The organism is Lacrimispora sanguinis (assembly GCF_044987295.1).
In the GTDB taxonomy this organism is placed as follows: Bacteria; Bacillota; Clostridia; order Lachnospirales; family Lachnospiraceae; genus Lacrimispora; species Lacrimispora celerecrescens_B.
This window is the reverse complement of sequence record NZ_CP173277.1, coordinates 3,512,726-3,538,648: the sequence shown is the minus strand read 5'-3', so window position 1 is coordinate 3,538,648 and position 25,923 is coordinate 3,512,726. Positions and strand designations below refer to the sequence as shown.

Here is a 25,923-nt window from a genome sequence, read left to right as displayed (position 1 = left end):
AATATGCAGTGCAAAAAGGGAAAGTGCGAATTCCCGTTAAATGAAAATACGGTTTTCTGATGGACAGCCAATCAGAAAACCGTATATATCTTTTACTTCACATCGAATAAGCGCTCAGGATATACACCTTCTGAAACCAGATTCCTGATTGCCGCCGCAACAGCAGGCTTGTCCTCTTTATAGGTCACGCCAAACCACCGATCTCTTGTTTCAAGCACCGTTACCTGGGCTTTCTGTAACCCGACAAGCTTATCGATGATCTTAGGAAGGAGATATTCCGTTTTCACATCCCCTTCTTTTAAACCGGTCAAAAATCCTGGAAATCCTCTCTCCAGTTCCTCAAGAAACGCAGGGGAAAGCCCCCACATATTCATGGAAACATTTTGGCTCAAAGGGATATTCACCGGGGTTCCTTCCTCACTGCGTCCTTCCGCCCGGTCTTCGCATCGTCTGATCTCGTACGTCTCTGTAACCCCTTTTAAGATTCCTCTATCATCCACCTGACATACCCCACGGGTCACTCCCCCATTTTCGCTTAAGGTATTGCCAAGAACAAATCCACCCATGCAGATATCAAAAGGCATTGAATTTGGATCCATCTCATTAACCAGATATTCATGAATCTTTATAAAACCTTCTTTACCATAATAATCATCTGCATTGATCACGACAAAAGGTTCATGAATTACCGGTTTTGCACATAAAAGGGCTTGTCCGGTTCCCCATGGCTTTGTCCTGTCAGCCGGCTTTGTAAAGCCTTTTGGAAGGTCGTCCAGTTCCTGATAAGCATACTCCACATGAGCAATCTTTTCGATTCTCTTCCCTATAATCTCCTTAAAATCCTCTTCCAGATCCTTTCTTATGATGAACACAACTTTGTCAAATCCAGCATTCAGAGCATCGTATATGGAATAGTCCATGATAATCTCACCGCTTGGTCCTACCGGTTCCAGCTGTTTGATTCCTCCGCCAAACCGACTGCCGATGCCTGCCGCCATAATCACTAATGATGTTTTCTTCATAATACTATCCCCCTGTTTGTATAATCTGCCTAATAGTATACCACAAAAGTAAGGTTTAATCCATGGATTCTGGATTATCCCATCGTTTCATCTGCAATAATGATATCACAACAAATCCTTGCAGGTCAATAAAAAAGGATCTGAACCTTTTTATAAGGCCCAAATCCCTTTTCTTTACTTTGTAAGTGAAAGCCTTATAAGAGCTCTTCTCAGAGCAGCTTCCGCTCTCGCATTATCAATTTTTCCGCTCTGTTCTTTTAAGCGGCGTTCTGCACGTACCTTAGCCTCTTCTGCACGGTTTGTATCGATTTCATCCGGCCATTCCACAACTTCCGCCATTACGACGATCTTCTCCGGTAAAATCTCAATAAAACCAGACATCAGGGCCGCATTCTTCACTCCGCCCTCCTCGTGAATCTTTAAGATTCCCGGGGCGACAATGGCAGTCATGGGGATATGATTGCGGTATACGCCGATATCCCCTTCCGTGGTAGTAAGCTCCACCATGGAAGCCTCTCCCTCGTAAAACTTCCGTTCCGGAGTAATGATCTGCAGTTTAAATAAATCAGCCATATTCCCACCCCCTATTTTTTCACACGGGCAAGAACGTCCTCAATGCTGCCTGCATTTAAGAAATAGCTCTCCGGAATATCATCATGCTTTCCTTCCAAAATCTCCTTAAAGCCCTGAATGGTATCAGAAAGCGGCACATAGCGGCCTTCCAGACCGGTGAACTGTCCTGCAACGAAGAAAGGCTGAGATAAGAATCTCTGAATCTTTCTTGCACGGGCCACCGTGATCTTATCTTCCTCAGAAAGCTCATCCATACCCAGCATGGCAATGATATCCTGAAGCTCTTTATACTTCTGAAGTACTTCCTGAACCCCGCGGGCAACACGGTAGTGTTCCTCACCTACGATACGAGGATCAAGGATTCTGGATGTAGATCCAAGGGGATCAACCGCCGGATAAATACCAAGTTCCACAATGGAACGGTCAAGAACCGTGGTCGCATCCAGATGGGCGAATGTGTTGGCTGGAGCCGGGTCGGTTAAGTCATCGGCCGGAACGTAAACTGCCTGAACCGATGTGATGGAACCATTCTTCGTGGAAGTGATTCTCTCCTGAAGAGCACCCATCTCAGTCTGCAGCGTCGGCTGATAGCCTACTGCGGAAGGCATACGTCCAAGCAAAGCGGAAACCTCAGAACCTGCCTGGGTAAAACGGAAAATGTTATCAATAAATAACAGTACATCTTTTCCGCCCTGGTCACGGAAATACTCAGCCATGGTAAGGCCGGTAAGGCCAACCCTCATACGGGCGCCCGGCGGCTCATTCATCTGTCCGAATACCATGGTTGTTTTATTTATAACGCCTGATTCCTGCATCTCGTGATAAAGGTCATTTCCTTCACGGGTACGCTCACCAACACCGGTGAATACGGAATATCCGCCGTGCTCTGTGGCAATGTTACGGATCAGCTCCTGAATTAATACGGTTTTACCTACTCCAGCACCACCGAAAAGGCCGATCTTACCACCCCTTTGGTAAGGGCAGAGAAGGTCAACGACCTTGATACCGGTTTCCAGAACCTCCGTTTCCGTGGACTGCTCCTCAAAGGTGGGAGCCGGTCTGTGAATCGGAAAATGTTCTTTTACTTCCGGTGCCGGTTTATTATCGATCGGGTCACCCAGAACGTTAAATATACGTCCCAATGTCTCCTCTCCAACCGGTACGGTAATCGGAGCGCCGGTAGCCACCGCGTCCATACCACGTACCAGTCCATCGGTGGATCCCATGGCGATACATCTTACCGTATCATCGCCAAGATGCTGAGATACTTCTACAACCAGTCTGCCGCCATCTTTTGCAGTGATATCAATCGCTTCATTGATATCAGGCAGCTTGCCCTGGCTGAACTTGATATCCAGTACGGCACCGATGATCTGGGTGATCTTACCAATATTTTGTCCTGCCATCTTGTTTCTCCTTCTTTTATATTTCTCTCGTTCCTGCTAAAATGAAGTTCGATTCGCCTTATGAAATCGCATTGGCTCCGGCTATGATCTCGGTAAGCTCCTGGGTTATAGAACCCTGTCTTGCCCGGTTATATGCCAGTCCAAGTTCTTCTATCATCTCTTCCGCATTATTGGTTGCAGAGTCCATGGCCGCCATTCTGGCCCCGTTTTCACTGGCAACGGCCTCCAGCAAAGCGCCATAGATCATGCTGCTCATATACTTAGGAATAATGGAATCCAATACCTGATCCTCATCCGGCTCATAATTCATTAAAGTCAGATCTGTTTTTTCGCTTCCCTTTTCCATTTCAACCGGGAGAAGCTTTTTAAGAGTCGGTATTTGGGTCACAGTATTCTTAAAAGATGTATAAGCCAGATAAATTTCGCCTATCCGGTTCTGTCCAAATGCATCCAGAAGCTCCATGGTAATATCGGCCGCATCGCGATAGATCGGTTCATTGATCACCTCGGAATAATCCTCGGCAATCTTATATCCCTTTCTTGCTAGTGCTTCCTTCCCTTTCCGTCCTACGGCATAAACATCTGTAAGTTCCGGCGTAAAATTGTCATTTCCATGAACCAATTTGACAATGTTGCTGTTATAGCCCCCTGCCAGTCCACGGTTTGAAGTGATGACAATGACCGCCTTCCTCTTAGAATCGCCTGCCTTTAAATACTTATGGTCAATGTTGCCTGATTTGCGCAGCATGGAACCTATGGTATCATACATCATTCCGTAATAGGGTTTGGATTCCTCTGCCTTCGCTTTAGACTTCTGCAGCTTAACGGTAGATATGAGCTTCATGGCTTTCGTAATCTGTTCTGTACTGGAAATACTGTCTCTTCTTCGTTTGATATCCCTAATGGATGCCATGATTGTTCACCTGCCTTTAAAAAACACCTGCTTTGCATTCGTTAATCGCCTTTATAAGCAATTCCTCTGTCTCAGGTGTGATCTGCTTTGTCTCGCGGATGCTTGCGGGAATTTCAGAATATTTGCTGTCAATGAAGCTGGTCAAAGCCTTTTCAAAATCCAGGATCTTCCTGGTAGGAATATCCAAAAGCAGCTTTTTGGTTGCTGCAAAGATAATGATGATCTGGTATTCCACCGGCATCGGCTGATACTGGCCTTGCTTTAACACCTCTCTGATCCTCTCGCCCTGGGCAAGCTGTTCTGCCGTCTCCTTATCAAGCTCGGAACCAAACTGAGCAAAGCTTGCAAGCTCGCGGTACTGCGCCAGTTCCACACGAATAGGAGCTGCGATCTTTTTCATAGCCTTGATCTGAGCAGAGCCGCCTACACGGGATACGGATAGACCTGCGTTGATAGCAGGACGGAAACCGGAGTTAAACATCTCTGTCTCCAGGTAAATCTGTCCGTCTGTAATGGAGATAACATTCGTCGGAATATATGCGGATACGTCACCTGCCTGTGTTTCAATGATCGGCAGGGCTGTTAAAGAGCCTCCGCCCAGTTCTTCAGAAAGTCTGGAAGCTCTCTCCAGTAATCTGGAATGCAGATAGAAAACATCACCCGGGTATGCTTCACGGCCCGGCGGTCTCTTAAGCAGTAAGGACAGGGTACGGTAAGCGGCTGCATGTTTACTTAAATCATCGTAAACAACTAATACATCCTCTCCGTTTTCCATCCATTCCTCTCCAATGGCGCATCCGGAATATGGAGCAATATACTGAAGAGGAGCCAAATCGGAAGCAGTAGATACGACGATGGTGGTATAATCCATGGCGCCGTACTCTTCCAGTGTCTTAACAATATTGGCAACCGTAGATGCCTTCTGGCCAATGGCTACATAAATACAATGAACTCCCTGGCCCTTCTGGTTAATAATCGTATCAAGGGCAATCGCCGTCTTTCCTGTCTGGCGGTCACCAATGATCAGCTCACGCTGTCCTCTTCCGATAGGAATCATGGCATCAATCGCCTTAATACCGGTCTGAAGGGGGGTGTCTACTGATTTTCTGTCAATAACTCCGTGAGCCACACGCTCAATCTTGCGGAATTTGTCTGTCTGGATCGGTCCTTTTCCATCGATGGGCTGTCCTAACGCATTTACAACACGTCCAGTCAATGCATCGCCAACAGGTACTTCCACCACTCGTCCGGTAGTCTTAACGGTATCGCCCTCGCTGATAGCACCGGTACCAAGTAAAACTGCACCAACGTTATCCTCTTCCAGGTTGAGCACCATGCCGTAGATTTCTCCCGGGAACTCAAGAAGCTCTCCCTGCATGGCATTTTCAAGGCCATGGATACGGGCAATTCCGTCCGCCACCTGAATGACTGTACCGACATCAGAGACATCCAGTTTTGTAGAATATCTTTGAATCTGTTCCTTGATGACAGAACTGATCTCTTCTGGTCTTAAATTCATTAAGGTTTGCACCTTCTTTCTAAGTTTATAATGTATCCGTTTCGCCTGACGGCTTAAGTCAATTGCAGCTTTAACAGGCTGCGGCGCAGTTCATAAATCTGAGTCTTAATGCTGGAATCCACCACCCGGTCCCCGATCCTGATCACCATACCGCCGATGATTGACGGGTCCACTTGATAATCCATCTCAAAATCTACGTACTGAGTCGTATTTAACAGCTTTTCTACTAATCGGGCTTTCTGCCCCTCATTTAATTCAACAGCGCTTGCCACATGGGCCACGCCGATCTTCTTATATTCCTTGACAGCGTTTATGAAGTATTCACAGATTGCCGGAATCTCCTTCTGCCTGCCTTTGTCGACAATGACTGCCAGAAAACCCATCAGGTCATCCGATACGCGTCCGCCGAAAATATTCTTAATAATGCCGATTTTATCTTCCTTTACAATCTTCGGATTATTAAGAAGCTCAGCCAATGACTGATTCTCGTGCCAAATCACCTGCAGGCTTTTCACTTCCTCAAACAAAGCGTCCACTTCCTGCTTTTTCAGAGCTTCCTCAAACAATGCATCGCCGTATACCTTTGATACTAGCTTTGCCATGTGCTTTCACCCATCTCTTTCAAAGTCTCGTCAATCAGGGCCTCCTGCACCGTAGTGTCAATGGAAGCAGCTACGACCTTGCCGGCCATAACAGAAGCGATGGATATGATCTGTTCCTTCATATCATCAAGCGCTTTCTTTCTCTCCAGTTCCACCTCACGGCTGCCCCGTGTAACAATACGGTCCGCTTCTTCCCTGGCTTCTGTAATAATCTCTGCCTCACGCTGTTTTGCTCTTTTTCTGGCATCCTCTAAGATTTCTTCTGCCTCTTTCTTCACTTCATGAAGTCTGGCTTCATATTCTTCCTTCATTGCCCGCGCAGCTTCCTTATCGTCGGCAGCGTTCTTTAATTCTCCCGCAATCCTCTGCCTTCTCCTTTCCAGCACTTCACGTACCGGATTGAAAAGCATATAGGATAACGCAAAAAACAGGATGAATACGTTGATGCCTGTTACAAATGCATCGAAAAGCAGCTGTGGGTCAAATCCCAATAATCGATCCAAGGTTTCGCCTCCTTTCGCTCTTTATTCTTTCCCCGTTCTGAGGGCAGGCTTTCGCCTCCCGCCATTTCACTCTTTAGCTGAATGGCTTTAAGAACATGAGGATAGCAGCAACAGCGAAACCATAAAGACCTGTTGTCTCGGCAACGGCCTGTCCTAAAAGCATGGTAGATGTTATATCAGCCTTTGCGCCTGGATTACGTCCAACTGCAGCAGCCGCATGACCTGCTGCGATACCCTGTCCAATACCAGGTCCAATACCTGCGATCATCGCAAGACCTGCACCGATTGCTGAGCAACCTAAGATAAAATCCTGTCCTGAAAATCCGTTCATAGAAAAATTCCTCCTGAATTTAATATTATTGAAGTTTAATCCATCTTATCATTGACATATACCATGGTCAGCATACAGAACACATACGTCTGGATACAGCCTGAGAATACATCACAATATACGTGTAAAAACGATGGGATACCGATCTTTACAAAGATAGGCATCATCCCATACCACAATCCCATAATAACAACGCCTGACATCATATTGCCGAACAAACGAAGCGCCTGGGATAATGGGTTGGTAATCTCACCGATTACGTTAATCGGGAACAAAATCGGAAACGGCTGAAACAAGCTTGTGAAATGACCGATCCCGTGATTCTTAATTCCCTGGTATTGCACGATGCCGAAGGTAAACAAACCAAGCATAAATGTCACACCGAAATCTCCGGTTGGCGTCCTAAGACCAAATAAGCCGCCAATATTGCAGAACAATATGAAGATAAATATCGTTCCAATATAATTAACAAATTTTTTTGCGTTATGACCCATAGTACCATTTACCAGGTTATCAAGCGCCTCTACGACAAACTCCACAATATTCTGGAAGGTGCCAGGTACTTCTGTCGCCCGCTTCATTTTTCGGTTGGCAATCACTGCGATAATCAGGATTACGATTGTCACAATGCTAAGGCCTATTTCCGTGGTTGTAACCCAAAGCTCCTGACCAAACGCCTGAAACTTTGTAACGCCTTTGATCATAAAGTCTACATTATTGGCACTCGCAACGACCATACGCTTAAGCCTCCTTTCTTAAGAGATTCCACTTGACCGCAAAGAAGATTACTCTCCTTTTGACCTGTTGGCCAAGATCTTGTGGATAATAGGCTGAGAAAATGCTCCAACCTTGAGTCCGAGGACTCCGATTACTACTGCGACCGGATTGAACCAGCTCGAAAACCGGACAATAACTGCCACCAGTATAACAATAAGCAGCAGATAGCGAAGAACTGAACTAATAATACTCTGTTTCTGTACAGCCTTTGGATCTTCCGTCTTCATAGAACGTTCAAGTACTAAGCCCATTGATAAAAACATAGCCAAGGCTAACATCATTCCCAAAATCAGTCCTGCAAATACAGCACGTCTTGGATAGATAAATAATGCCCCCAGCATAGCCACTGCCGTGAAAATAACAATTCCGGCAGAAACCTCAAGCATCAGATTCTTTGTTTCCTTCCCCATTACAAGTCCTCCTGTCTACGAAAGTTTCTCATCATCATGTCCTTTCACGCGGCTTGGCTGCTTCGGTTTATGCACCTTGGGGCCAGCCTCTACTTGCCGCTCTACGCGCTCCTTCTGATCCTCAACCCTCTCCTCCCTTTCATTCATGGCCAGTGTAGCCTTTGCCAGCTTATAGGCATTGGCTCCCCCAGCCAGAAACCCCAGAACCATAAATAATAATGTTAGTTTTGTCCCAGCATACCGGTCAATATAGTAACCTGCAAGAATACAGACAAATACAGGTACCATGACACTGATCCCAAGTTGGGTCACCATCATGAAACTTCTCATTACGCTCTTTTTATGCCGCATAATTACACCTGCTTTCTGCATCCTGCACATATAACTGGTATTATACCTAAAAAAACATATTTTGTCTATTATATGCGAAAATTTAACTTGACGTCCTAAAAATTTTTCTGTTTTTACAATTTTTTTAAAATAACCTTGAAAAAAGGCCTGTTTTTTGCAGGAAGAACCTGAAAAAACAGACCTTATCAAATTTTAATTATGCTTCTTTTGTACCTGGAAGAATTGTTTCAACTTCTGCATGTGGACGTGGGATTACATGTACGGATACAAGCTCACCAACACGCTGAGCTGCTGCTGCTCCTGCATCAGTAGCTGCCTTAACGGCACCTACATCGCCTCTTACCATAACAGTAACAAGACCGCCGCCTACGAATTCTTTACCGATCAGGGTAACGTTTGCTGCTTTAACCATAGCATCTGCTGCTTCAACGGATCCAATTAAACCTTTTGTTTCAATCATTCCTAATGCATCATATTTCATTTTTAAATCCTCCTGATTTATAATTAATTTTTAATGGTTCACTTATTTAACAATGGTTACGGTGGAAGAACTGCCAAGTCCCATAGCATTTGCTTCTTCCGTATCAAGATGACATTCCAGGCTCGATGTATCGGTTACGCGGATTGCCGTATGCTGAAAGATACCGCCGCGGATTCCCTCAGTCTGAATGCTTACTGTCTGACCGTCATGAACGCCGAATTTCACGGCATCCTGAGGAGTCATATGAATGTGTCTCTGGGCGATGATTAAACCCTCTTTCGTTTGAACGGAACCCTTTGGTCCCACCAGGGTGATCCCTGCCGTTCCTGCTAATTCACCGGACATCTTAGGCTCAGATTTTTTTCCTAGCTTAAAACAGTCTGCTGCCAGAACCTCGACCTGAGTCTGTTTTCTGACCGGCCCTAAGATACGAACCTTCTCAATGGCTCCTTTGGGACCACATACGGTAACTGTTTCCTTGCATGCATACTGACCTGGCTGGGATAACTCCTTCATCTTGGTCAGTTCGTATCCCTGGCCGAAAAGGGCATCCAAGTCTTCCTGTGACAAATGTACATGGCGGTTGGAAACGCCAACTGGTATTCGAAACTCATCGGTTCCGGATTCCGCCTTCACGGCTTCCATTAAGAGTTTGATTACCGCTTCATACTTATCCATTCCTGTTCTCCTTTCCTCGCTGATTATTGGCCTTTCATGGCCAGTACGATCTCCTTTACAAGAGCAGCCAGCTTCTCATTGTCATCATTTCCTCCCTGGCAGGAAGAAGAGGCCACACATTCCTTTTTATCAAAAGAAGCTACGAAGTCAGCAGGGCTAAAGGAAGCTCCCTGAGATTTGTCCTTCCATGTAAAGGTTGAATCATCGGCTGCGATAGTAGAACAATCCTTTATACCAAAAGCTACCTTTTTCACATTAAGGAGATGCTTCGGGCTTACGTTTTCAGAAACAGAGCTTCCGCCGCAGGTTCCGCATCCTAATGTAAAGGAAATCGGAAGGCCTGTACTGATTCCGGTTCCTCCCTGGCTGCCGCCTGTGTTAACAAGGATTCTGGAAGCAGGCTTTGCAGCGAACTTAAGTACCATATCCCTATCCTGGGTATGAATGCTCATGGTATGTCCGATTCCATTCTGTAAAAGACGAATGCTTAAGCCGCAGGCCTCTTCCCAGTTCTTTACTGTGTAGAAACCAAGTACAGTTGTCAGTTTTTCGTAGGATAACGGATATCCCTCTCCAACACCTTCCTGCTTTCCGATGAGGACCTTGGCTCCCTCCGGAATCTGGATTCCTGCTGCCTGTGCAATCACCTGAGGGGAACGGCCAACAAATTTGGCATTCATGTTATGACCGTTTTTAAACAACAGAGCACAGACTTTATCAGTTTCTTCCTTTGTCATAAAGTAACCGCCCTGGCTCTTTAACTCTGCTACAACTTCTGCGTGATTGCTCTCCTCACAGATAATGGACTGCTCGGAAGCACAGATGGTACCATAGTCAAAGGTCTTGCTGGCAAGAATTGTCTTTACCGCCTGCTTAACATCTGCCGTTTTTTCAATGTAAGCCGGTGAGTTTCCTGCACCTACGCCGATGGCTGGCTTTCCTGCGCTGTATGCAGCTTTTACCATACCCGGGCCGCCGGTTGCAATGATAACGGAAACTTCCTTGCACTTCATCAGTTCATTGGTAGATCCCATGGAAGGCATGGATACACAGCCGATGATTCCCTCCGGTGCTCCTGCTGCAATTGCTGCGTCACGCATAACCTCTGCAGCCTTTAAGGTACATTTTGCAGCTGAAGGATGGGGAGAAAATACAATTGCGTTTCCTGACTTAATGGCTACCATGGATTTAAAGAATACGGTTGAAGTTGGGTTGGTAGATGGAACGATACCCATTACAAGGCCTACCGGCTCTGCCACATCGATGGTCTTATTCACGGTATCCTCTGCAAGGATTCCTCTTGTCTTCATATCTTTTATTTCTTCATACAAAAGAGTGGAGGCAGCATGGTTCTTATATGCCTTGTCCATGACCTTTCCAAAACCTGTCTCTTCAACTGCCATCTCTGCCAGGCAAAGAGCGTGTTCCTCTCCTGCCTTTGCCATACTCTTAAGAATGGTATCAATTTGTTCTGCCGTAAATTCTGCAATTTTCTTTGCGGCTGCTTCACCGCATCTAGCTAAATCCCTTGCTTCCTGGATGGAACGTAAATCAAAATCAAAATTATCCATGTTCCCGTTCTCCCTTTCTAAAAATATTAATCATTCTGTCCATAATACTTCCCGAATTCTTCCAGCAGCAGGGTTTTATTTGCCTTTGAAATCTCCCGTCCAGCTATGCTGAATTCCGGATATTCTCTGGCAAGAGTCCTAAGCTCTGTTACCTTCATATCTTCAAGTATCTTCATGGTTTCTTCCTGACCGTCCTGCTTGATCCATAAGTCTACGGTTTCCCTATTTATGGTATCCACAGGTTCCGGTTCATTGGAAGATTCTTCGTGTTCTTCTGCGATTTCCGGAACTGGTTCTTCTTCCGGTTCATCAGGAGTACCGCCGCCGATTACAGCCGTCAGCTCATCATGAGGCCTGGCGATAACATGGCGTGTTACTAAAGCTGCATCGTTAATGCGTTCCACCGCTGCTGCTCCGGCGTCCACCGCTGCCTTTACTGCCGCCACATCACCGGTCACCGTAACAGCGACGAGACCTCCGCCGACTTTGGTCTTCTCCAGAAGAGACACGTCCGCCGCCTTTAACATGGCATCTGCCGCCTCAATGGCCGTCAGCACGCCTTTCGTTTCTATAAAGCCAAGTGCCTGCATTGTTTACCTCCTTAAACCAAATCAGCCCAGTTTGCCGGATACGTTGCGTAAAATACTCTTGCTTTATCCGGGGAACCCCAGACTACCTTGGAGCCTGACGGTACGAAGAGTACGTCTCCGGCTTTTGCCGTATAGGTCTTTCCGTCAATGGTAACAGTTAAGGTTCCTTCGATTACATAGTCAATCTCTTCATAGGTGAGCTCCCATTCAAAGCTTGAATGGTCGATCACAAGGAAACCTGCACTGATATGGGATTCCTCTTTGCTTACCAATTCCTGATAATAAGCTTTGACAGAAGGATCACCCGTATCAAATACGTCCATTTTCACAGAACTTCCACGAACTACCTTAAGACCATTTCCATGACTTTCTGACTCATAGGGTTTTAAAATATCATTTAACAACCCTTTTTCCATCAAAGTCTTCAGTACCATATAAATTTTATCGCTGTCAATATCCATGCCTGCAAGAGCAGCCGGAGCCTGTGTCTGCTGCTCCTCCACCTTATCGCAGAATTTGATGCCAAACGAATCCGCTGCATCTTTTGCAGACGGTGTGATGATACTTCCGCTTTCCACGTAAAATACCTTTTTTCCCTCAGCATTTAACTTTTCTACATCTTTTGCACAAATCAACTGCTTCATATGATCACTTCCCTTCTATATAAATTGGCAATCTTCATCAATGATCCCAATTACTACGGCATCGACTGGAATCTCATCGCTTCCCAGCATCCGCCTGGCAGAAGATCCGGTGGAAATGATCACACGGTCACCGATTCCCGCGCTGATGATATCTGCTACAATCAGCCGTTCACCTTCCCGTGTGCCACCAATGATCTCGGCAAGCATAAATTTATACCCATTTAAGGACTCCGCTTTTCTGGTTGCCCATATGTTATCAATCAATCTGGCCGCTACCATTCTTCCACCCCTCTCTTCTCTCTTTGCTTAATCTCATCCATCGCTGCTTCCACCGATGCCGTATCTCCAAAAATCGCCAGCATGATCATGTTCTGCGGGCAGCTTCCTCTAATGTCTTCTACCGTAACACCTACTGCTTTTTCTGCCACATCAGCGGCACAAACCATTTCGATGATCCTGCCCTGTACCAGTCCCACTGCATCCACCGGTCCTATGGGGGAGGAGGTGCCGGAGCCTTTCCTGCGGTTCAAAATATCGATTGTCCCCTGTGACGGAGATTTAATTATACGGTATTCCATATTGTCCACATCCTTTATGCCAGTTCTTCCTGAGTACAGGAAAATGCGATTCCAAGAGGAGTTACAAACATTGGGTTCTCAGGCTTCCTGGTTCTGATTCCCGTCTGTTTTTCAATAATTACTTCAATCCCGGTCAGGCAGCAGGTACCGCCTACCAGATAGATCTCCTGAACGTCGTGTCCTTCAATATGGCGTTTTATGATGGAAGCAACCTTCTCCACAACCGGTTTTAAAACCGGCAGCAGTTCTTTATGGTGTTCTTCTTTCCTCTTATAAACCTCTGCCTCTTGAAAGGACATTTGGTAAGCACCGGAGACCACCAGTGAGAAATGAGTTCCTCCTGTTGGTTCATCCGCTACATACACCACCTTTCCATCTTTTAAAATGGAGATTCCGGTGGTGCCGCCTCCGATATCCACGACAGCACCGTTTTTTATTTTTAAAACTGCATTTGCCGCCGTTGGCTCATCGAGTAGGGCTGTGATTTCAAATCCGGCTCCCTGCACCACGTTTTTTATGGCTCCGCCATCCAGGGAATCAGTGCCCGGAGGAATGGCTGCAGCCGAATAAATCAATTCAGTGCCCAGCTTTTCCTCCAGTTCTTCTTTAAGTTCCCGAACAATCCGGATCGCACCAATGTAATCCACCACCATTCCATCCCGGACCACATCTGCATATCGGTAAGCGCCTGCCACAGGCTTGTAATTCTCATCCAACACGGCCAGTACCACACACGCTGTTCCCAGATCGACACCGGTATAGTAAACAGAGGAGCTTCCCTTAACGGGCTGCTTAACAACTGCTTCAAACTGACTTACCAGCTCATTGCAGCCATCAAATGTAATTACTTCCTTTGACATGTTTTACCTCCATATTCCAGACATATCATCTGTGATAAGCGGTTGATGACCGGGTTTAAGTTTTCGCTTCCTGCTTCCGCTGCCAGCTCTCTTGTGCTGCAGCGAAGGCGGTGCAGAAGAAGGATTTCTTTCCCCTTTTCTGACTGTGCATGAAAACCTGTTATTTCAAAGCAATCCTCAAAAGGTTCCTGCATATTATCCTCATGAAACCCGGTGCAGGGTTTAAAACCCATTTCCTCTTCCCTGCCCTCTTTTTTAAGGTTGGAAAGTTTCCGTTCAAGATCAAATACTTGTTCTGCCAGAAGAACGTCACGGCTTAACAGTTCAAGGCCCACTTCCAAAAACTGTGCCTGCAGCGTTTTCTTTTTTAATAAGAGCAGATCCTGACAGAGTTCTTTTTCCGGTGCTTCTTCTTTTTTCTCTGCAGGCTTTACAAGATTTCGTTTTACCATCATGGGATCGTCACTTATGGGAATCTTCTTATCCACCAGGAATTGGCGCGCTCCGGGTGTTAATCTGGTTCCCGCAGGGAGATCATAAAAAGTAAAGGGTTCTCTTCTGAACAAAATCCTCAAATCGTCTTCCGTGATGAATTTCATTAATAGCCCCCCTTACACAGTTTCCGATAGATGGTTTCAATCTCTTCTACCGTAGGCACTCTTGGATTGGTTAATGTACAGTTATCAGCCAGGGCTTTTTCCGCCATTTCCCGAACGGCCTGTTCAAATTCGTCTTTATCGATTTTTAAGTCTGTAATCTGCTGAGGTATTTTGATCTTATTCATCAGATTTTTGATGTGACGCACCAGGCCGTGTACCGTGGCCTTATCTGTTCCTGCTGCAATTCCAAGCATATTGGCAATTGCCACATACCTGCCGCAGGCTATCTGTTCACCGGCGTCTTCCAGACCAGCGTTGTAGCTGATGACATGAGGAAGCAGAATCGCATTGCTTCTTCCATGAGGAATGTGAAAGCGTGCGCCCAGAGCATGGGCCATGCTGTGGCAAAGCCCTAAGGAAGCTCCGTTAAACGCAACTCCAGCCAAACATGATGCATTGTGCATGTGAGTTCTGGCTTCCATGTCGCTTCCCTCTTCTACGGTACGTGCCAGATAGTTCCACACCAGTCTTACCGCTTTTTCCGCACAGGCATCGGTAAAATCACCTGCATTGGTTGAAACATAAGCTTCCAGGGCATGGGTTAAAACATCCATTCCGGTATCCGCTGTAATGTGAGGCGGAACCGACACGGTAAAGCGGGGATCAAGAAACGCTGCATCCGGCACCATACTATCAGAGCGCAGCGGATACTTCGCTTGGGCCTGCGGGTCGGAAATTACGGAAAAATTAGTCACTTCACTGCCGGTACCACTGGTTGTTGGAACCGCAATTAAAAACAGTCTCTCATTTCCCATTTGACTGTAGATATGGCTAGCCGCCTTTGCCGTATCAATGGCAGAGCCGCCGCCAAGGGCGATCACAGCATCAGGACCAAAGCATTTCATTCCGCCTATGGCTTTTGAAACGACTTCAATGGTCGGATCAGGCACTACCTCAGAAAATACTTCATAGCTGCTCCCCTTCTCCTGTAAAAGCTCTGTAATCCAATTTACCTTTCCGGACTGTGCCATAAAGGGGTCACAGATAATATAAGCCTTTGTCACAGGAAGATCCTTTATCTTATCCAGACAGGAAGATCCCATATATACCTTAGTATTCATTACAAATTGCTCCACGTTACATTTCCCTCCTTTCCTAATATTTTAATGCCTCCATTAATTCCTGAAGGCCTGTCCGTTCAGACAGATTAATATGATAATAGGGCTCCCGGACCCCGGCTTTTTTTAACTGACGGATACACCAGCCATCATGTTCCGGTTTTTCTCCACATCCCGTAATTACGCCGATGACGGGAACCCGAAAGGCTTTTGCAAATCCTGGCGGGTAACTTTCCCGGCATGAGGACTGGTCTACCAGCATCAGTACATGGGAGGCATCCTGTGCCGCCGCAATGATATGCTTATGCATCCAGGGACTTTCTAAGTAAACCCCCGGCACATCCAAGGTTTTTTCCCCATATACCATGTTCTGGGTTCTTCTGGCCGGACCGGTAAAACCGTTTATGACATGAGCCAGGGAGGTTTTACCGCTGCCGCCGGGACCGATGATCATGATTCTTTTCTTTCTCATGTTTTGGTTACCGCGGGCACCATATAACCCAGCCCGCGTTTTAAGGTATTGCATACCGCATTCAGAGCGGTTTCTACACTGTCCACGTCACCGGCAATGATCACAGAGCCTGTGAAGCGGTCTAAAAATCCCACCTGCACATCTGCCGCCTTTGCCGCTATATCCGCCGCAATGATAGAGGTTTCAAAAGGGGACAGGGTGAGAATTCCGATGGCTCCCATCTCATCGATGCCAAGGCATTCATACACCTCCGGAATGGGGGATGCGATCACATGGGCGATGGTCACCTGTTTACCGGGAACGGATTCCTCTATGACACGCTGCATCTCAATCATGGCCTCTTCCCCTTTCTTAGTGCTTTACCACAGTAACCGGAAATTGATATTCCTTCATCCAGCCTTCAATCCGGTCTAAATCCTCCGCACTTAAGCTTGGATCCCCTTCAATGGGGTATTTCATATCAAGCTGATTGTATTTGTTAACGCCCAGCTTATGGTACGGAAGTAAATCAATTCCCTTAAAATTTTTGTAATCACGGAAGGGCATTAAGAATTTAATGACCTCATCGATCTCTTCCCGGCTGTCATTGATCCCTTTTAACATAGGCATGCGGACTTTCACATTGAAACGGTGGTGAAGCAGTTCCTTTAGATTGGTAAGAATCTGTTCGTTGTTCACACCCACCAGTTCATTGTGGCGGACAGGATCCATATGTTTGATATCAAACAGAAACAGGTCCACATACTCTGCAATTTTTAAAATCGTTTCCGTATTGGTATAACCGCAGGTCTCAATTGCTGTATTGATTCCTTCCTGCTTGCAGGCCATTAACAGATTTAAAGCTGCTTCCGGCTGGGCAGTCACTTCGCCGCCGCCAAGAGTTACGCCGCCGCCTGAAATATCATAAAAGGCAGAATCCTCTTCCACGATTTTAAGCAGTTCTGAAATGGTTTTCACCTCTCCGGCAATGGTAAGCGCTGCATTGGGGCAGACATTCTTGCATTTCATGCATCCAATGCAATCCTTTTCCCGCTGGATTTCATGTTTTCCCGTTTCCTTGGATATCACATGGATTCCTACGGGGCACACATCCGCGCACGCCCCGCAGCTTACACAGGAATTTTGCTTATACATCACCTGGAATTTCCGCACCATTCCTTCTGGATTGGAGCACCATTTACACCGGAGCGGACAGCCTTTAAAGAATACCAGGGTTCTGATTCCCGGCCCGTCATACATGTTGTACTTCTGCACGTTAAAGATAAACGCCTTACGTTCAATCTCTCCTGTTGTTCCATGGTCCATTGTGATTGATCTCAACTTTCTTTTAGAAATGTGTCAGCATGGTTCTGCTTATGATCTCATCCTGTACATCTTTGCATAACTCTACGAAGAATGCGCTATAGCCGGCTACTCGGACGATTAAGTCGCGGTACAGCTCCGGATGCTTCTGAGCCTCAACTAAGGTATTGTTATCCAGATAGTTGAACTGCATCTCACCGTTTCCTAACATGCAGGCCGTACGAAGAAGGGTGATAAGGCTTTCTTCCCCTTCCTGAGTATCCAAAAGACCAGCCATAATCTTAAAGTTATGAACCATACCGATATTCATGCTGTCATTGGACATCTTGGATACGGACTTGATGATTGCAGTCGGGCCCTTGAAGTCTGCACCCTGGGTCGGGCTGATTCCGTCGGAAAGAGGCAGCCATGCATTACGGCCGTTGGCAGAAGCGCCTGTCATCTGTCCGAATGGGGTGTTATTGGAAATGGATAAGGTACCATGGCTTAATACAGAGTATAAGGTCTTATATTTTCTGTGTTCATGCTCTGTAAAGTCGACCAGGTCAGCAGCAATTAAATCTGCATAATCATCATCATTTCCGTATTTTGGAGCATTAAGGCAATCGGTGCGGATCTGGTCATATCCAACAAAGTCAGCTTTTAACGCCTCGTTAATCTGCTCTAATGTATATTTTTTATCTTCGAATACAAGCTTTTTGATTGCTGCCATAGAATCTGCATAGGTAGCAAGTCCGGACCATACCACACCAGGTCCGAAGTTGTACATCGCACCGCCTGCGGATACATCCTTGGCTTTTTCCATACAGCCTTCGTACATGATGGACATAAGTGGCTTTGGAGCTAAGTCTCTGTGAACGCGCTGGGAAATAACCGTAGCAACATCACTCCACTTTGTAATATATTTGATCTCTTCTTTTACAGCTGCTTCAAACTCTTCATAAGTTTTAAAGCTGCTTAAGTCACCCATATCCGGGCAAACCTGCTTGCCATACCATAAAGGAGTTCCGTGGTTTAAAACAAGCTCGATACAGATCGGCCACTGGGTATAAGCAGTGGATGTCCACTGATACAGACGTCCTGACTTCTGAGGCTCAACACAGCCCATCAGACAGTAATCACGTGCATCTTCAATGGATACGCCTTTTGCAAGCATCATCTTGATGTGAGCATCATCAAAGTGGCAGGCTGGGAATCCCATACCGGAACGAACCACATCTACGATCTTCTTCATGTACTTTTTCGGGGACTTGTTGTGGATACGGCATGCAAGTGATGGCTGGTAAATCTTTACATGACGAACTGCATCCATAAGTAAGTAAGTTAAATCATTGGTTGCATCGTGTCCGCTGCGGGTCACACCGCCTACGCACATGTTTACGAATGGCTGGTAGCCTGCGAAGAATTTGGAGCCGCCTTCGCTGGTGATCCACATCATCTCAGACATCTTGATCAGCATACAGCCTGCAAGCTCAAATGCCTGGTAATCATTCATACGTCCGGATTCGATATCATCTTTGTAGAATGGATACATATACTGATCCACACGTCCGATGGACATACCGGTCTGGTTCTCTTCCACTACGAGCAGAGACTCGATGGTCCATACTGCCTGGATTGCCTCCCAGAAGGTTCTTGGCTTGTGAGCAGGAACGTAAGCATTTACTTCAGAAATCTTTAACAGTTCTTCCTTACGCTTTGGATTGGTTTCTTTTGCTGCAAGCTCTGCTGCATACTCAGAAAGTCTCTTTGCGTAGATCATAACGCCTTCTGTGGTATCGATAATGGATTTGTAGAAATAAATCTTCTCAATATCATCAGGATTCTCATAATCCAGTTCTTTTAAATGATCCTTGGCTTCCTGCTGAATATCAAGCATGCCCTTCTTCATAAGGATCACATCATAGCCGGGGTTAGAATCTCCGCCGCCGTTGATGGCATGGTAGGAGCAGTCGGATACAAAGGATTCTCCGGATAATTCCCAAACGCCTGCTTCACGGTACTGATCTTCACAATACTCATCAACCGATTTGCCGGACCAGTATGGGAACAGCTCTTCTTTCATGATTTTCTTGTCTTCGTCGGAAATATAGAATGGATCCTGAGGACGGGTTCCGATGGTATCGATCTCATCTACCATCCATCTCCAAGCGATATCCGGGGAGAATGCACCTGCACGGGGAGCGCCGCAAGGAGCGCCTACGATGAGCTCGTTGTCCTGAATTACCAGAGGTGCTGTCTCACAGCAGTAACGGAAACATTTTGCACGAAGCATGATCTTTGGCATACCAGGATTTTCTTTTGCGATCTTGGTAATGGCACGTGCACGATATGTTGTAATTGATGGTTTATGTTTTAAATAATTTTCCTTTAAATTCTGAAGTCTTGGAGTAATGCCATCCGGTATCTCCGTTCCTCCCTCAAAGCTTACTGCTGCCTGGGAAGCAGGCTCTTTTTTGTTGATTTCATCGGAAACAGTTTCAAACATTTTCATCAGAGAAGCTCTTTCTTCCGGTGTCATGTTCTTCGTTGCTTCTACAAATTTATTTGAAAATTCACGAATATCCAATCTGGTTTCCCTCTCTTTCAATTATTTATCATCCAGCTCCTTAGACAAGGTCTCTAAAATCTGCTTAAGGAGCGCTTTTGCATCTTCGCTGCTCTCTTTTGTCTCAGGAGCTTTTCCATATCCGCCCGAAGCGTTCCCTGCAGCTCCAAGGAATTCTTTCGCACCCCGAACTCCATATCCCACATTCCGGACGTAGATGAAATTCATGGGCGAAACGTTGTCAGCCGTGATTCCGGCACCTGCTGTAATACTTCCAAGGGTCATGGCCGGAAACAGGTTCGTGGTTGCTCCCATGCTGCCCAGAGTGGCAGGTGTATTGACAAGAACTCTGCCCACCGGCTTCTTTAAGGCGAACTGGCGTATTATTTCTTCATCCCTGGAGTGGATCACCAGGGTGTGTCCATGGCTTTCGTTAACCAGAAGACTCATGCATTTCTCGCAGGCATGCATCCAGTCATTTTCGATGTAATAAGCAAGTACTGGACATAGAAGCTCTTTTGCAAACGGATTCCTGTCAGAAATATACTTCTGTTCGGAAACCAGCACCGTTGTGGAGTCAGGCACCGTAAATCCTGCTCTGACCGCAAGTTCTGCTGCCGGTCTTCCCATGATTTCCGTATCCGCCTTCCCACTTTCCAGGCAAAGGAGGTCGATTAACTGCTTCTCCTCTTCCCCATTCATAAAGTAGGCACCGTTCTTAAGCATCTCGGCTTTAACTTCTGCTGCAATGAGGCTGTCTACCACCATATACTGTTCGGCTGCAGACACGATCCCGTAATCAAAGGTACGGCTTGCAATGATATCCTCTACCGCCTGTCTTACATCGGCAGTCCGCTCCACAAAGACCGGTCCGTTTCCTGTACCGCCGTAAATATAAGGTTTTCCGCTTTCTGCCGCCTCACGGCACAGCTCCGGAACTCCGGTGTTTACTACCATGGCTGCTGCCGGGTGGCGGATCAGCTCCAGGGCTCCTGCCCTTGTCACTGTCTTTAAATACCCGATGGCTCCTTCCGGAAGCCCGCAGTTTTTTCCTGCTTCCATCAGCCGGTCAATCAGCCTGCCCGTTACCTTCCTTGCCCTATCATGAGGCGCGATAACGATGGGATTGCCGGACTTAACAGCAATCAGAATGTTGTAAATCGCGGTAGAAACCGGGCTCACTGCCGGCGTCAGTGCGACAATCACACCCACTGGAACGCCTACTGCCATGGTTTTTAACCGTGAGTCTTCTTCTAAGATGCCGACGCACCTCATATCTTTTAAGCGTTCCGGCAGAAAATTGCAGACAAAGGTGTTTTTTACGTACTTGTCCTGGAAACGTCCATATCCGGTTTCTTCCGCAGACATGGCCGCCAATTCCTCCGCCAGTTCCTTTGCTGCCGCAGCCAGGGTGCCGATAATGAGATCAAGCTTTTCCTGGGGAAAGGTTAGCATGGTCTCTCTGGCCTCCCGTGCACTTTCCATTAAAATCCTTGCCTCCTGTATGGAGAGCAGGTCTTTATCTACAAAACTCATTTTCGATTCTCCCTTCATCCGGGATGCCTGCTATTCCTGTTCTGGAGCAATACTTAAGGCATATCGTCTGATGATTTTTTCAAGATGGGGATGGGGTCTTGGAATGACTACGGAACTGTAAACATCCGCTCCCATATCCTTTACTGCCTTAATTCCAGCTTCTACAGCCGTTTTGCAGGCTCCCACATCTCCCCGTACTAAAACAGAAATATAACCGGAAGCTACGTTTTCATAGCCGATGAGTTCCACATCTGCTGCCTTGCACATTGCATCCGCCGCTTCGAGAACAAATACCAGACCAAACGTTTCTATTGAGCCTATGGCTTCATATCTTTCCATATACTGTTTTCCTTTCTCTATGCGTCAATGTCATGTACGGATACAATGTCTCCGACTTCTTTGATCGGCCTTGGCATTACGTTCTTTGCCGTTAACTTGCCGATTGCTGCTGCCGCTTCCGCACCTGCCTCTACGGAGGAACGTACCGCTGCCACATCACCCTTTACCATAATGGTCACCAGGGTGGAACCTACGTTTTCATAGGAAATCAATTCTACATCTGCTGCCTTAAGCATTTTGTCTGCTGCTTCCAATGCAGGAACCAGTCCAACGGTCTCTACCAGGCCTAAAGCTTCTTCGCCGTAATATCTCACCTTTGTAAACCTCCTCTATGCTATTTGCGGTATTTCTTATCCACATATTTGTCAACTGCGTATCTTCCGTCATCATTGATTTCGTAACGCATGCGCAGCTCTCCGTTCTGATCCAAGTCATAGCTGCATAAGTTGACCATACCGTTTGCTTCCAAAGACATGACATGATCCATGTAACGATCTTTGGTAAACTGGCGCTCTCCGCCGTAAAGCGGTTTTAAAGCCTCCATGATCTGGGCAATATCCGCATTTTCTACTCCATATAAATAATTTAAAACCGCTGTTCTTGCAGGTAATAACATTTCCTTATTCCCCTTTCCTGAATAAATCCAGTGGATTCATGGTAACCAGAATCGCACCAAATACGATTACAAAAGAACCGATTACAATCGTAGGTGTCACTGCCTGTCCCAAAAACAGGATACAGAAGAAAACTCCCCAGAACGCATAGGTTACATTTAAGGACATTCCCACAGCACATCCAACGGTGGAATTACTCTTATACCAGCAAAGGAAAGACACTGCGGCACTTAAGCCGGATACTGCAAGCCAAATGGCTGGTATTCCTGCCATAAGTGTTCCGCCAAGAAGTCCTAATCCACCGACGATAGGCACAATTACGAACAAATCCACAATACCGGAAATCAGCTGGCGTAAGTTTACTGCAACATCGGTATCGATCATGGCTCCGCCGTAAGTGGCAAATACACCTTCTAAGGCCCAGCAGATTGCTGCAACAAAGGAGAAGATAATTCCCAGCGTAAAGTTATCGCTGCCTTCCGGCTTCGTCCAGTTGATGATGATGGCACCGGCCACACATACCAGCATACCCATCATGACTCTCTTGGTGATTTTCTGTTTTAAGAAGATCCATGCAAAAATTGCTCCGAATAAACTGCATAATGCGGAAATCGGAATCGCATAGGCACCGGCCATGGCAAGACCTACCAGATAAGCGCCATTGGCAATTGGTCCTCCGAGAATGGATCCAACGACTATCATTTTACCAGGGAATGTATTAAGACTTCTTCCCATCTCACGGATACGGCCGCTTTTTGCATTATAAGCAGTCAGCCAGATTCCTGCGAAAAGATCGTTTAAGCCGGAGCACACATATGGTCCTGCTAAAAGTCCTGCCGCACTGACAAGAGGTTCATAATAACCGGCAACCAGTACAAGTACGGTATAAATCCCGTATGTCAGTCCGGAGAATGCACCGGTTGTCATACCGGTTGTCCTGAATTTTTTATTGACCGCCGCCATTTTTGCATCCGCGGATGCAGTTGTCATTCCTTGGTTACTCATTATTTACACTCCTTTTTCTCTTTCGGAAGAATGGTTTCAACCTCAGCATGAGGACGAGGAATTACATGAACAGAAACCAGTTCTCCAACTCTCTGGGCTGCAGCCGCACCTGCATCGGTCGCTGCCTTTACCGCACCAACGTCACCTCTTACCATAATGGTAACAAGACCGCCGCCGACAAATTCTTTTCCTACCAGAGTAACATTTGCTGCCTTTACCATTGCATCTGCAGCTTCGATTGAACCGATCAGGCCCTTTGTCTCGATCATTCCTAATGCATCAAATTTCATTGCTTACTTCCTCCTTTTTTTTGAGCAATTCAAATGGGTCTACGGATACTAAAACCGCGCCCAAAATGATAATAATGGAACCAATGATGATAGTTGGGGTCAATGGCTGTTTTAAAAACAGGATACAAAACAGCACGCCCCAGAACGCGTAGGTAATATTCAGTGACATTCCCATAGCGCAGCCTATGGTACTGTTGGATTTATACCAGCACAAATAGGATATTGCGGCGCAAAGTCCGGAAACCAGCAGCCACATAACCGGCGGCAGTGAGAACAGGGTGCCTTTTAAAAGTCCCATGCCTCCCACCATCGGCAAAATAACAATCAGATCCACAATACCGGATAAGAGCTGGCGAATGTTGATTACCACATCGGTATCCAGCATGGCACTTCCGTAAGCTGCGAATACACCTTCCAAAGCCCAGCCGATGGCCGCAACAAACGCGCAGATGATTCCAAGGGTAAAATTCGTGCTGCCTTCCGGCTTTACCCAGTTGATGACAATGGCACCAACTACACAGATCACCATTCCAATGCCTACTCTGGGCACGATTTTCTGCTTTAGGAAAATCCTTGCAAACAATGCTCCAAAGAGTATGTACATGGCGGAAATCGGTATTGCGTAAGCTCCTGCCATGGCAAGTCCCATGAGGTATGCTCCACTTGCTATGGGTCCGCCAACCAGAGAGCCTATTAGAATAATTTTTCCCGGGAACAGGCGTAAGCTTCTTCCGATTTCCCGGATTCTTCCGGTCTTTACGTTATAAGCGGTCAGCCAGATGCCTGCAAACAAATCATTCAGGCCCGAGGTTACATAGGGAGCAGCAAACAACCCAACCGCCCCGGCTAGAGGCTTGTAATAACCGGCAATCAAAACGAATGTGGTATATAACCCATACATAAGACCGGATATCAAGCCTGTTGTAACGCCAATTGCTTTAAATTTTTTTCGTGCTTCCGTCATTTAAGTTTTCCTTCCCCAATTGGTGCTGCACAAAATTCAAGTTAGCATGTTTCTCTGCTTTTTTCTTCACGTTCAGCTGAAAACGTTTAGAAAACACATCACGCCAGTTAATGTTACTAATTTTACGTAGTCGCTTTGTGTTTTTCTATGCATTTAGTATAAATGTTCCCCCTAGGGTAAATGTCAACAGGTTTTTAAACTTTTTTATGCTCCAAATATTGGGAGAAACAGTACCTGCCCGGAAAACAAAAAAGGGCCCCCCTGGTACAGCATCTTTCTGAATACTGTATCCAGGGAAGCCAACGGTTCATACATGCTCCCTTATTCTCTGTATATCGGAACAATGATCTCTGAAACAAACTCCTCCCGGCTTCTGGTGGTCCAGTAATCCACCACATACCGTTCGAAGCTTTCTTTTCCGCACTTATAGCCCCTTTTAGCCGCCCATTTAAGTATTTTCTCATATTCTTCATCAATCGTTTCATGCTTTCCGATATGATAAACCGACGCAGCCATAAATCCTCCAAAGACCTGCCGGTTCAAACAGTTCCTGCATGGATGAATGGCCTGCTGCATGATTCTGGTGCGGCTGCATTTGCCTGCCATCTTTTCCTCAAATGAATCAAATTTTAAAATTACCGGTCCTGTGATCTCATTCTCAGCTTGCTCCAGATGATTGGTCCATTCTATATTTATAATAGATTCCATGTAATTGTAGTCAAAGTCCTGCTCCATGCCGCAATAGGTCGCCGGCTGTATATATTTTACGGCAACATCATGAACATCATTCTGGAGCACCAGTTTGGCTTCCTGTATCAGCTCATACCAGTCCTTAACCGCAATATAGCTGTTATGGATCTGCTGCTCCTGAAGGCATAACTGGTCAATCTTGTTCCGGAAATTCTGTTCCAGGTAATAATAAGTATTTCCTTCGACCAACCCCTGCATCTCTTCCAGTTTAAATCCCATTTGCTTGTAGTATTTCACCACCGGAACAGTCAGAAGGGACTCTTTGTTATAATACCGGTAGCTGTTTTCCTTGCAGATCATATCCGGAGATATGATCCCGATCTTATCATAAAACCTTAAAGCTTTTGTAGATATGTTGCAGATCTTACTCACTTCCCCAATTGAGTACAATTTTTTTTCTTTCATTGAAACCCCCATAAGCATAAGCCTTGTCTATGTGTCCATTAATAGTTTCCCTCTTCAATTACGAGTTTATTTGTACTGATTATCTTAGTATAATCCTTCCTGTATAGGGGAATGTCAATATCTAGTTATGTTATCTATTTTATACGAAAAAGATGCCATTCGGAAGCAGTAA

At 46.1% G+C, this 25,923-nt stretch carries 33 protein-coding genes; all 33 read right to left on the bottom strand.

The features are described 5' to 3' along the window. Positions 1–92: 92 nt before the first annotated feature. Positions 93–1,022, bottom strand: coding sequence for an NDP-sugar synthase (locus ACHZES_RS16475; RefSeq protein WP_395547090.1), 930 nt, complete (start codon positions 1,020–1,022; stop codon positions 93–95). A gap of 174 nt (positions 1,023–1,196) precedes the next feature. Next, positions 1,197–1,595, bottom strand: coding sequence for an ATP synthase F1 subunit epsilon (gene atpC / locus ACHZES_RS16470; RefSeq protein WP_038284036.1), 399 nt, complete (start codon positions 1,593–1,595; stop codon positions 1,197–1,199). Between the two features lie 11 nt (positions 1,596–1,606). Next, positions 1,607–3,001: a F0F1 ATP synthase subunit beta gene (gene atpD, locus ACHZES_RS16465; RefSeq protein WP_038284034.1), complete on the bottom strand. Its 1,395-nt coding sequence runs from the start codon at positions 2,999–3,001 to the stop codon at positions 1,607–1,609. 58 nt (positions 3,002–3,059) lie between these two features. After that, positions 3,060–3,914, bottom strand: coding sequence for an ATP synthase F1 subunit gamma (gene atpG, locus ACHZES_RS16460; RefSeq protein ID WP_038284033.1), 855 nt, complete (start codon positions 3,912–3,914; stop codon positions 3,060–3,062). Between the two features lie 16 nt (positions 3,915–3,930). After that, entirely contained in the window at positions 3,931–5,433 is a 1,503-nt protein-coding gene (gene atpA / locus ACHZES_RS16455; protein WP_038284032.1) for a F0F1 ATP synthase subunit alpha, read from the bottom strand. 53 nt (positions 5,434–5,486) lie between these two features. Next, a complete protein-coding gene (atpH, locus tag ACHZES_RS16450; protein WP_038284031.1) occupies positions 5,487–6,035 on the bottom strand; it encodes an ATP synthase F1 subunit delta in 549 nt (182 codons plus the stop codon). Next, positions 6,023–6,538, bottom strand: coding sequence for a F0F1 ATP synthase subunit B (atpF, locus tag ACHZES_RS16445; RefSeq protein ID WP_038284030.1), 516 nt, complete (start codon positions 6,536–6,538; stop codon positions 6,023–6,025). Before atpF ends, atpH begins: the two co-directional genes overlap by 13 nt. A gap of 73 nt (positions 6,539–6,611) precedes the next feature. Continuing rightward, positions 6,612–6,869, bottom strand: coding sequence for an ATP synthase F0 subunit C (atpE, locus tag ACHZES_RS16440; protein ID WP_054738282.1), 258 nt, complete (start codon positions 6,867–6,869; stop codon positions 6,612–6,614). A 35-nt stretch (positions 6,870–6,904) separates the two neighbouring features. After that, positions 6,905–7,606: a F0F1 ATP synthase subunit A gene (atpB, locus tag ACHZES_RS16435; RefSeq protein ID WP_038284029.1), complete on the bottom strand. Its 702-nt coding sequence runs from the start codon at positions 7,604–7,606 to the stop codon at positions 6,905–6,907. A gap of 48 nt (positions 7,607–7,654) precedes the next feature. Further along, the gene (locus ACHZES_RS16430) at positions 7,655–8,056 is read right to left on the bottom strand and encodes an ATP synthase subunit I (protein ID WP_395547091.1); all 402 of its coding nucleotides are present in this window, start codon (positions 8,054–8,056) and stop codon (positions 7,655–7,657) included. A gap of 15 nt (positions 8,057–8,071) precedes the next feature. Then, positions 8,072–8,386, bottom strand: a complete 315-nt coding sequence (locus ACHZES_RS16425) for an AtpZ/AtpI family protein (RefSeq protein ID WP_395547092.1) — start codon at positions 8,384–8,386, stop codon at positions 8,072–8,074. Positions 8,387–8,603: 217 nt separating this feature from the next. Next, a complete protein-coding gene (gene eutM / locus ACHZES_RS16420; RefSeq protein WP_025230271.1) occupies positions 8,604–8,888 on the bottom strand; it encodes an ethanolamine utilization microcompartment protein EutM in 285 nt (94 codons plus the stop codon). Positions 8,889–8,930: 42 nt separating this feature from the next. Then, positions 8,931–9,566 (bottom strand): phosphate propanoyltransferase, encoded by a 636-nt coding sequence (locus tag ACHZES_RS16415; RefSeq protein ID WP_038284027.1) that lies wholly within the window; start codon positions 9,564–9,566, stop codon positions 8,931–8,933. A 23-nt stretch (positions 9,567–9,589) separates the two neighbouring features. Further along, positions 9,590–11,137, bottom strand: coding sequence for an acetaldehyde dehydrogenase (acetylating) (locus ACHZES_RS16410; protein WP_154526340.1), 1,548 nt, complete (start codon positions 11,135–11,137; stop codon positions 9,590–9,592). A 26-nt stretch (positions 11,138–11,163) separates the two neighbouring features. Then, complete coding sequence (locus ACHZES_RS16405) at positions 11,164–11,727, bottom strand: BMC domain-containing protein (protein WP_038284025.1); 564 nt, start codon at positions 11,725–11,727, stop codon at positions 11,164–11,166. An 11-nt stretch (positions 11,728–11,738) separates the two neighbouring features. Then, positions 11,739–12,371, bottom strand: a complete 633-nt coding sequence (locus ACHZES_RS16400) for a cupin domain-containing protein (protein WP_038284024.1) — start codon at positions 12,369–12,371, stop codon at positions 11,739–11,741. Between the two features lie 15 nt (positions 12,372–12,386). Beyond that, positions 12,387–12,650 (bottom strand): EutN/CcmL family microcompartment protein, encoded by a 264-nt coding sequence (locus ACHZES_RS16395; RefSeq protein WP_025230276.1) that lies wholly within the window; start codon positions 12,648–12,650, stop codon positions 12,387–12,389. Further along, positions 12,644–12,949, bottom strand: coding sequence for a BMC domain-containing protein (locus ACHZES_RS16390; protein WP_054790486.1), 306 nt, complete (start codon positions 12,947–12,949; stop codon positions 12,644–12,646). The genes ACHZES_RS16395 and ACHZES_RS16390 overlap by 7 nt, the downstream gene beginning before the upstream one ends. A gap of 14 nt (positions 12,950–12,963) precedes the next feature. Continuing rightward, complete coding sequence (eutJ, locus tag ACHZES_RS16385; RefSeq protein ID WP_395547093.1) at positions 12,964–13,809, bottom strand: ethanolamine utilization protein EutJ; 846 nt, start codon at positions 13,807–13,809, stop codon at positions 12,964–12,966. Next, positions 13,794–14,408 carry a hypothetical protein gene (locus ACHZES_RS16380; protein WP_395547094.1) on the bottom strand — a complete coding sequence of 205 codons (615 nt, stop codon included), beginning with the start codon at positions 14,406–14,408 and terminating at the stop codon, positions 13,794–13,796. Before ACHZES_RS16380 ends, eutJ begins: the two co-directional genes overlap by 16 nt. After that, positions 14,408–15,544: a 1-propanol dehydrogenase PduQ gene (locus ACHZES_RS16375; RefSeq protein WP_353655261.1), complete on the bottom strand. Its 1,137-nt coding sequence runs from the start codon at positions 15,542–15,544 to the stop codon at positions 14,408–14,410. The genes ACHZES_RS16380 and ACHZES_RS16375 overlap by 1 nt, the downstream gene beginning before the upstream one ends. A gap of 19 nt (positions 15,545–15,563) precedes the next feature. After that, positions 15,564–15,998 carry a EutP/PduV family microcompartment system protein gene (locus ACHZES_RS16370; RefSeq protein ID WP_038284020.1) on the bottom strand — a complete coding sequence of 145 codons (435 nt, stop codon included), beginning with the start codon at positions 15,996–15,998 and terminating at the stop codon, positions 15,564–15,566. Continuing rightward, positions 15,995–16,333, bottom strand: coding sequence for a BMC domain-containing protein (locus ACHZES_RS16365; RefSeq protein ID WP_395547095.1), 339 nt, complete (start codon positions 16,331–16,333; stop codon positions 15,995–15,997). The genes ACHZES_RS16370 and ACHZES_RS16365 overlap by 4 nt, the downstream gene beginning before the upstream one ends. Positions 16,334–16,349: 16 nt before the next feature. Then, complete coding sequence (cutD, locus tag ACHZES_RS16360) at positions 16,350–17,303, bottom strand: choline TMA-lyase-activating enzyme (RefSeq protein WP_038284018.1); 954 nt, start codon at positions 17,301–17,303, stop codon at positions 16,350–16,352. A gap of 22 nt (positions 17,304–17,325) precedes the next feature. Continuing rightward, positions 17,326–19,869 carry a choline trimethylamine-lyase gene (gene cutC / locus ACHZES_RS16355; protein ID WP_038284098.1) on the bottom strand — a complete coding sequence of 848 codons (2,544 nt, stop codon included), beginning with the start codon at positions 19,867–19,869 and terminating at the stop codon, positions 17,326–17,328. 21 nt (positions 19,870–19,890) lie between these two features. Then, entirely contained in the window at positions 19,891–21,384 is a 1,494-nt protein-coding gene (locus ACHZES_RS16350; protein ID WP_395547096.1) for an aldehyde dehydrogenase family protein, read from the bottom strand. Between the two features lie 30 nt (positions 21,385–21,414). Next, positions 21,415–21,723 carry a BMC domain-containing protein gene (locus ACHZES_RS16345; RefSeq protein ID WP_038284016.1) on the bottom strand — a complete coding sequence of 103 codons (309 nt, stop codon included), beginning with the start codon at positions 21,721–21,723 and terminating at the stop codon, positions 21,415–21,417. Between the two features lie 17 nt (positions 21,724–21,740). Beyond that, positions 21,741–22,037 (bottom strand): BMC domain-containing protein, encoded by a 297-nt coding sequence (locus ACHZES_RS16340; RefSeq protein WP_025230287.1) that lies wholly within the window; start codon positions 22,035–22,037, stop codon positions 21,741–21,743. Between the two features lie 20 nt (positions 22,038–22,057). Continuing rightward, entirely contained in the window at positions 22,058–22,339 is a 282-nt protein-coding gene (locus ACHZES_RS16335; RefSeq protein WP_038284015.1) for a hypothetical protein, read from the bottom strand. Between the two features lie 4 nt (positions 22,340–22,343). Then, positions 22,344–23,342 (bottom strand): DMT family transporter, encoded by a 999-nt coding sequence (locus tag ACHZES_RS16330; protein ID WP_038284014.1) that lies wholly within the window; start codon positions 23,340–23,342, stop codon positions 22,344–22,346. Further along, a complete protein-coding gene (eutM, locus tag ACHZES_RS16325) occupies positions 23,342–23,632 on the bottom strand; it encodes an ethanolamine utilization microcompartment protein EutM (protein ID WP_025230290.1) in 291 nt (96 codons plus the stop codon). Before eutM (ACHZES_RS16325) ends, ACHZES_RS16330 begins: the two co-directional genes overlap by 1 nt. Next, on the bottom strand, positions 23,622–24,596 hold the full coding sequence (locus ACHZES_RS16320) for a DMT family transporter (protein ID WP_154526328.1): 975 nt from the start codon (positions 24,594–24,596) through the stop codon (positions 23,622–23,624). The genes eutM (ACHZES_RS16325) and ACHZES_RS16320 overlap by 11 nt, the downstream gene beginning before the upstream one ends. 321 nt (positions 24,597–24,917) lie before the next feature. Further along, on the bottom strand, positions 24,918–25,751 hold the full coding sequence (locus ACHZES_RS16315) for a MerR family transcriptional regulator (RefSeq protein WP_038280369.1): 834 nt from the start codon (positions 25,749–25,751) through the stop codon (positions 24,918–24,920). Between the last annotated feature and the right edge of the window lie 172 nt (positions 25,752–25,923).